Source organism: Methanobrevibacter sp., from assembly GCF_045636185.1.
Lineage (GTDB): Archaea > Methanobacteriota > Methanobacteria > Methanobacteriales > Methanobacteriaceae > Methanocatella.
On the sequence record NZ_JAZTXC010000117.1, the window covers coordinates 1 to 8,424 of the forward strand.

At 30.5% G+C, this 8,424-nt stretch carries 5 protein-coding genes; all 5 read right to left on the reverse strand.

The annotated features are described in order from the left end of the window. Positions 1-337 precede the first annotated feature (337 nt). Positions 338-2,323 (reverse strand): alkaline phosphatase family protein, encoded by a 1,986-nt coding sequence (locus tag ACKI3Q_RS06765; protein ID WP_407415530.1) that lies wholly within the window; start codon positions 2,321-2,323, stop codon positions 338-340. Positions 2,324-2,531: 208 nt separating this feature from the next. Further along, on the reverse strand, positions 2,532-3,047 hold the full coding sequence (locus ACKI3Q_RS06770) for a DUF308 domain-containing protein (protein ID WP_407415532.1): 516 nt from the start codon (positions 3,045-3,047) through the stop codon (positions 2,532-2,534). Positions 3,048-3,241: 194 nt separating this feature from the next. Further along, a complete protein-coding gene (locus ACKI3Q_RS06775) occupies positions 3,242-4,042 on the reverse strand; it encodes a hypothetical protein (RefSeq protein ID WP_407415534.1) in 801 nt (266 codons plus the stop codon). Further along, complete coding sequence (locus ACKI3Q_RS06780; protein WP_407415536.1) at positions 4,042-4,824, reverse strand: hypothetical protein; 783 nt, start codon at positions 4,822-4,824, stop codon at positions 4,042-4,044. Before ACKI3Q_RS06780 ends, ACKI3Q_RS06775 begins: the two co-directional genes overlap by 1 nt. A 116-nt stretch (positions 4,825-4,940) precedes the next feature. Continuing rightward, positions 4,941-8,246 (reverse strand): C1 family peptidase, encoded by a 3,306-nt coding sequence (locus ACKI3Q_RS06785; protein WP_407415538.1) that lies wholly within the window; start codon positions 8,244-8,246, stop codon positions 4,941-4,943. Positions 8,247-8,424 lie beyond the last annotated feature (178 nt).

Below are 8,424 nucleotides of genomic sequence, written 5' to 3' on the forward strand. Positions count from 1 at the left end.
GTCGGTAAAATCATATTAGGTATCTCCATAGTTTACATGTTATTCTTCTACCACAGAGCTATCGGTTTATTATACTCAAATGTTGAATAAACCATTTTTTTTCTTTTTTCTTTTATTCTTTTAAAATTTTTTCTCAATTCCTATACATGACTTTAAAAAAATACGCTAAAACCAAACATGACATCTATTTAAACAAAAAAACAAACAAATAAAAATATACTTCCAACAAAAAATACAAAATAATCAAACGACATTTTGCATAAATTACATGGAAAAATTTTCACACCTATCATTCCTACCACAGGAGAGAACATCATTATTGATTGATGTTTTTGAATCATTTATTACTTTTAAACTTTTTAATATTAGCTAAATTTGCTTTCAGTACCCCATAGATATTTTCTGCACCCACAATTTCTTCATCAGGAACATTCCAATCTGAAGGATATAAAATAAACGGTTCTGATTGGCTTCCTCCAACCCCACCATGGCTTCCAACCAACTCTTCAAAGGCACAAACCTCATCCTTTTCAGCATCGTAAAAACTGTTGACTAAAATGTCTGGAGCGTATTTAAAGGAACTGTTTCTTTTTAAATGATGAACAATGTTGTCTCCAAAGCCTTCAAGAGGATTTTCCCCTTCAACTTCATCATTATCAAGATAGCATGTTCCGTTTTTACCTATTGCTATGTCACCCTTTTGAGAGGATTTAACTAAAATAAATCCTACGTATTCATTGTTGACGATTTCATGAATCAGCTCTGGAAACATATTGTTGATTTCTTCATAGGTTAATCTATGATTCCATTGGGTTAGATAAATCATTGCAAGATTTCCTGATGCAAGAACAATTACTTCGGAGTCCGATAGTTCTTTTTCTTCATCTTTCTTATTTCTGTTTTTAATGTTATCAATTTTATCTGAAAATGGAATATGTACTTCTGCAAAATGGTCTTGGTTTGATGACATATTTGCATACATACTGATGTCTTGAGGAAGCAGGGATTTAATAAAATCTTCAAATGACTGTCCATATCTTTGTTTGAATGTTGCACCATTAGTTTGACCATGGTCAGACTGTATCACAAATTGATAATCTCTTGGAGAATATTTGTTTCCATCAAACAAATGTTTAATCTGTTTGTCTATTCCTTTAAGGGCAAACCATGCATCTCCATCTCTAACCCCAGAATGATGGGCAATTTCATCATAACCCAGATATGTGGAATAAGCAACATCAATATCCCCAACCATCATGTCTCCAATTAGTGTTTCTGTATTGATTTCCCTCATGAATACATTTGTTGCTGCCCTTGTTGGAATATATATGATTCCTCGTGAAATCCTTGGTCTGATATTATATATTTTATGTTTCAATTGGGAAATTATTTCACGACCCATATCTTCAATGAGCAGCACAACTATACGTGCGAAATTGCTGGGATTTGAAAAAATGGAAAACCATGCACCATTGTATAGCTTTTTCAAATCAGTTATTTTACTGAAAGTAAAGATTACATCATCAGTATCTCCTGAAAATAGATTGGATCTGCTTGCTCCATTTTCAACAAGCAATCCATTTCCATCAGATATTCTATCTTCAAGTATTTTAACTTTTGTAACTCCAGAACATTCCATCATCTGATTGTCATTTTCTTTTTCAATCCATCTAAAAGCAGTGATATTTTCATTATTTCCGTGAAGGATTCCCGCCTGACTGGCTCCCGTCTGTGAAGACAAATCAGTTTCCCATTTTTTAAGGGTATGGGTCTTACCCTCTATCATTGACTTGACTGTAGGCATATAACCCTTGTCGACAGCTTCACATAAAACATCATATGCAAGCCCATCTATTTCCACAATTATTACTCCAGGATAATCCTTAATATCCCCTTTTCTTTTCTTTTGAGCTTCCCTTAACACCGCCTGATAATATGCTCCATCATCATCCAGTGAAAATATGGTTGATATAATAAGTGTAATCAATGCTATTAATATTGGGGTTAATATTATATTCCAACCGGTAATGTATATGCCAAAAAATTGTCCGAAAAATGCAAAAATTCCCCCATTTAAAGAAATAGCTGCAATTCCGAAAGTCCAAACAAAAAATGGCATGAATATCTTTGTTAGAATTGGCCAGAATATGGCATTAAAAATACTGATGAAAAATATGAATAGAATAACTTCATTAAAATTAGCAATGGAAAAATCCAATCCGAAGCTAATTAAATAGATTCCTATAAAATTTGCAATGAATAGTACCAAATATCTTTTCAATGATAAACCCGGTGTTTTTTTAAGTTCATCAATATCTCTCATATTTTTACCCCATAGTTTATAACTAAATTATCAAGTTCAATAATACCCTTTTTCAAATCATACGAATAATTTTGAAAAAAATAATGCTCAATAATATATTTAATAGCTAACTATTTAATAATACTATCTAAATAATGAACTGATTACATTGAAATTTGTAAAAATTCAAATAAAATAAAAAAAAAAGAAGGATAATAATCCTTTAAAATTATGCATTTTTTTCAATTAAGGTCATACCACGGTCTATAACTAGAACAAAAACTCCTTCCACAATTAATGCAACTCCAACGAGTACAGCTATCAAAATAGGTTGTGATGCGAAAAATGCTGCGAGTACAGCATTTAAAATACCTAAAATCAAAATAATTGCGGAATAAATTTTATATTTGCCGTCTAAATAGAATATTCCCATTATTCCATATACCATCATCAGAATTGCGATAATGTAGAACTGTAAAGATACAAGGAATGGTAAAGCATTTAAGAAGAATATAAACATGATACCAAATAACAGGGAAAGTATTCCAACAAGTATAGATAAAATTGAATAAGAATTACCAAACTCACCTATAAAAAGAATTCCTGTACCCATTTCCGCTAAACCTAAACATACTAAAGAAAAACCAATACATATAGAAAGTAATTCAGATGAAAATATTGGACTAACAATCAGTATTATACCGAAGAGTATATATAATAACCCTATAATTTTTTCTCTAATCAAAATATCACCTCATAGTTGATATAAATTATAATATGAAGAAAATATTATTTAAAAATAACTATAATCTTAAATCTTAAAAATGCAATTTCACGAAAAATATTAATCAATTAACAGACATAATGGAAAATATTAAATCAACACGAAAACATGCCCCAATTCATTGTCAAATATCACCTAAACTTTTTCAGATAGAATTATTTCTCTTTTTTCTTGCTTTTAATCAATTCTTCCAAATCATCAAATTGTCGGTCAACGTATCTGTTTACTATTGAAACAGCCAAAGTAGCGGTACCTACAAAGGATAGAATATATCCTCCCCATGCCAATAGTAACGAATCAAGTTTTCCAACTACACTATTTCCTGCAGGATCATAACTATTACTTGTAAATGCATTTGAAACCATAGCTATGGAATTCAAAGGAGAAACATCCTCAGCAAACATTGTAAATATAAAACTAAATAATATTATTGAAAATAACAATATTATTGATATTCCTATCCCCATAGTTTCAGTGTATTTCATAAATTTACGATCATAAACATAACTAAAATACAGATATCCGAAAATATGGAATAAATCCAGGAAATCAGGTGAATTATATCCAATTAGTAGTTTAGCTATGGATCCGAAAGGAACTAATAAAAATAATATAATCTTATCCTTTAATGATTCACTATCACTGTTTATGAAAAGATATATTGAAACAATAATATCCAAAATAAATATAGGATAAGCACCCTCACCCCAATCAAATATCAGATATAAACTAATCACTATGAAAACAAATATCATTAACAAGTAAAAAACTTGCTTTAAAGAGGCTAGTTGTTCAACAGGAAAATATTCAGTAGGATTTAAAAATTTTGAATTTTTAAAACTAGGGTTTGATTTAATCTTATTAACAATAAATTTAGTGGCATATGCTAAAAATAGGAAAATTCCAAGCATACCCAATAATGCAATAATTATAATTATTACAGACTGAATATCCATTATTCATCATCCCCTTCAATTAATCTTTCTAATTCTTTAAACCTTTTTCTGAAATGACTGGTTAAAATTGCTGCAGTTAATGTTGCCGCACTCACACCAGAAAGGACATAACCTCCCCAAACCAGCAATAAACTATTAAACTTACCCGCAATTGAATTACCGAAGATACCATACCCATTACCTGTGAATTGATTGGAAATCATTACAAGGGAATCTAAGGCATTGACTCCTTCAGCATACTGGGTTATAAAGAAACTAACAAAAATAATTAAAAATAATAATACTATAGTTACTCCCAAACCATTTGAATTAGTATATTCCATGAATTTATCAAAGTTGAGTTTTGCAAAGTATATAAATACTAAAACATGAATTATATCTGCCATATAAATTACTAAATCAATATTGAACAATAAGAAAGATAAAGCTCCATACGGAATTAATAACAGCCATATAATCTTATTCTTTATAGAACTTTTATCTATTGTAATTGCAAAATATAATGAAAGTGCAATATCAAATATTGCAAATGCATATATAAATTCCATTTCAAAGCCAATCATGGAATAAAAAACATTTACAATACATAATGACATCAGAATTAAATAAAAAATCTGTTTTAAAGAATGAATCTCATCTTCAGGCAAATAGTCATTCATATCAATAGAGTTCAGATACTTATTTTTTATTATTTTGTATGAAAACACTCCCAAAAGAGTTAAAACTAAAAAAATAATAATGACAACAGCAAACTGAAATAATATTTCACTTAATAATTCCACGAAAATTCACCAAATAAACTTTACAATTAATTTTTTATATTTTTAATTATATTAATGTTATGAATTTAGAAAAATAATTTTAAATCGTTTCAAAAAAGAAAATGAAAGGATTAAATTTAATCCCTTATTGTAATTGTGTTTGATATTCTTAATTCGTCATATTCTGAAGTAATTATGTATTCGCCTGCCATAAGGTTGATGTTTAGTTTAGCCAATCCATCAGAATTTGTATATCTTGTATATAATATACCATTAATATTAAATGTTACGGCAGCATTAGCCAATGGTTTTCCCTGACCATCCACAACAGTTACATTGAATGTTGAGCCGTCTTTATAGGTCATTTCCAAATCAGCAGCATTTAATGTCGGCACTACAGTAATGTTGTATGACATTTGAAGGCCAGTCAACGGATCAAAAGCAGTCAATACATAAACGCCAGGATTCAAATTGATGTTTAACTTTGCAGTTCCGTTTTCGTTGGTTGTACGATTGTAGAAAACACCATTGATGTTTATGGTAATAGTTGCATTAGGAACCACATTACCTACACCATCAATTAAGCTAATATAGAACTGTGATTCGTTTCTGAAGTATTTAACCAAATTATCTGCAATTAATGTAGGCAATACATTAATCTTATTTTCAACTGTTGTACCGTTGAATGTGGTTTTGATTGTGTAGTTTCCCGGATTCAAGTTAATAGCCATTCTGGCAGTTCCGTTTTCATCACTAGTTCTAGTATAATTCATACCATTAATTTCAAAAGTAACTGTTTCATTTGCAACATCCACATTTGCTTCAAACTTGGAATCGTTTTTATAGATTTTAACCAAATCTTCAGTATAAATAGGCAAAGCCACAGTATAGACTTTTAAACAAACAATGAAATCGTTTTTATATGCATCCTCCCAATTTTCACCATCATAACAAATAAATGATATATTTTCAGTATAATGAACCCTAGTTTCATCTATTAGAGTATAAGGTGCCCCATTAGATGTTACTATTGCTTTAAAGATATCTCCTTCTTTAATAGGTACGTATTCATTTAATTTGATAGTGTGATAACCGCAATATGGTGATACTCCATCCTGAGTTAATTTTAATTCATCATTTACAAAAATTTCGACAGTATAATTGACACCACTCTGGTTGAAGTATGTTCCGACCGCTGCAATCGCATCATTTTCTAATGCTTCAAAAACATTGTAAAAACTTACATTTCCATTACTTGAAGTAAAATTACCACCCCAAAAGATGTCATATTGATAGTTTTTATTGTATGGCTCCGTATTTTCAATTATTATTGAAGTTGCATAAGTATCAACATTTACTGAGGTTAGAAGTGATTTGTCATAATATGAAATATAGAAAAATCCATTATCTCCCCAGTCAGTATCCCAGCTGTTTTTCACAATCCATGCACCGTCACCAGGTGGAGTAATAGCAAATTTTTCTTTTTGGAAATTATCATCCCATCCCACAATTGAAACCGCATGATCAGCTTCAAGAGAACTGTCATTAACATACTGAGCATAAGTATCAGGATTATAATAACGGATTTGATCATCAGACATAATTTCACTACAGTAGGCCACATCTATAGAACCATAATTCATGATGGCCAATTTGAGTTGTGTACCTGCTGGTATTTCCATGTTTGGTGTAAACATCACGTCCTGAACATGAACATCATTATCTGTTGTAATAAATGGTGAAATCTTTCCAATCTCATCATAAACATCAAAATCTAGTGTAAATGCCCCTAACCAGCTCAATAAATATCCCGCAGAATATCTGTTATCTCCGCCTTCAGGTTCACAACCACCATAAATTGAATATTGCAACATAGCATTTTGCATGTTGTTTTCTGAAAAGTCAGCTACAATGCCTGTAGCTTTTAATAATGCAGATTCTAAGGTACCGCACATTGAGAATGTCCAGCAGGCACCCATAAATCCCTGGTTTCTAACGGGTGAAGTCCATCCCCAGTCACGCAGGTCAAATCTCTTTGGAACGGTTTCAACATTAATGGTATTGTTGATTAATGTCAAATCAAGACCTTGACCGCTTACAACTGTTGCATAAAATGTATTGTTGGTTGAGATATTGTAATATGTATTGTTTTCCAAAACACTATCTTCATCAAATACAGTATAAATGTCCTGAGTATTGTTTTCAAATACGGAATTCTTAATGTTATATGAAGAATCATATGCATAGACTGCATTGCCTACGCTTGCAGTGTTATTGATAAAATTAGAGTTATCTATATTTAATGTAGAAATATCTGAGAATATTGCGCCGCCATATGTTGGATAATCATCAAATATGCCAACACCATTTGAAGTGAAATTACAGTTATCGATTTCACAATTATCAACAAATGAAAGATAGATTGATCCCCCATTATATTCGGCATGGTTGTTAATAAATTCTGAATTATCCACTACGAGATTTCCGCCATATTGCATATATGCACCGCCGAACCCAGAAGAGACATTTTTAAATATAGAATTGCTTATAGTCACGTCACCATCTCCACATTCCTCTCCAATAATATCTGCAAGAATAGCTCCAGCATTATTAGAGGATGTAGTGTTGATGAATTCACAATTATTAATATATATCTCTTCCACCTCTTTAACACCTATTGCACCAGCACTGATACTGGCTGTCAAATTAATGAATTTGGAATTAATTACACTAAGAGCTTCGGATTCAATAGAATAAACTGCAGGCGCATAATCAGAAACAATATTTGAAAAGATGGAATTTTCTATATTACCCTCAGCAGCATCAAGAAAAATTTGACCAAATTTTGAAAATATCTTTGATGATATATATGTATTGCAAATATTAACTTCACCCTCCTCAGCATATATTGATGAACCGGTATTTGCATAATTATCAATGAATTTAGAATTATTAATGTTGAGAGTTGCATCATCTACTCCCACAGCACCACCATCTTCAGATGCGTAGTTGTTGATGAAAGTAACATTGTCTAATGTTAATGTATTAAAAGTTAATATTGCTCCATAAAAGTTAGAATAGCCGTTGATTAAAATTAAATTTTTTAATGTTACATTGTCTGCAAAAATGGTGAATATTCTTGATTGGTTATTTCCGTCAATTGTGTGGCCATTACCGTTAAGGACAAAATCCTCCTTGTCAATTGTAATTCCACCTTTAATATCAGTTTCATTGTAGAATATATAGTCATGTGTTAAATCCAACACATCATCTGCATTTTTTATTTCGTCAGCCAATTTAGTGAATGAATCTTCACTAGCCAGATAAATGTCGTTTTGACCATCATCACTTATAATATCATCGGAATCAATATCTGCCGCACAGACAACCCCCACAGACATGATTAAAATAAGCATGATGATAATAATTTTTAAAATCTTCATAAATAATTTTATATGAAAAATATTATTTAACAATATTCATTTAATTTTAAACATTATCCTACGTTAATCAGCGATAATTGAAAATATTTAAAAAAGAAAACTAAGATATAAATCCATGTGAAAAATCGACATTTAACATTTATATCATATTTTTAAATTTATTAAAACAAAAATATAC

Excerpts from the sequence above, each read along its gene's own strand:
- ACKI3Q_RS06785 (WP_407415538.1), bottom strand. The coding sequence starts at position 8,246 with ATGAAGATTTTAAAAATTATTATCATCATGCTTATTTTAATCATGTCT.
- ACKI3Q_RS06775 (WP_407415534.1), bottom strand. The coding sequence starts at position 4,042 with ATGGATATTCAGTCTGTAATAATTATAATTATTGCATTATTGGGTATG.
- ACKI3Q_RS06765 (WP_407415530.1), bottom strand. The coding sequence starts at position 2,323 with ATGAGAGATATTGATGAACTTAAAAAAACACCGGGTTTATCATTGAAA.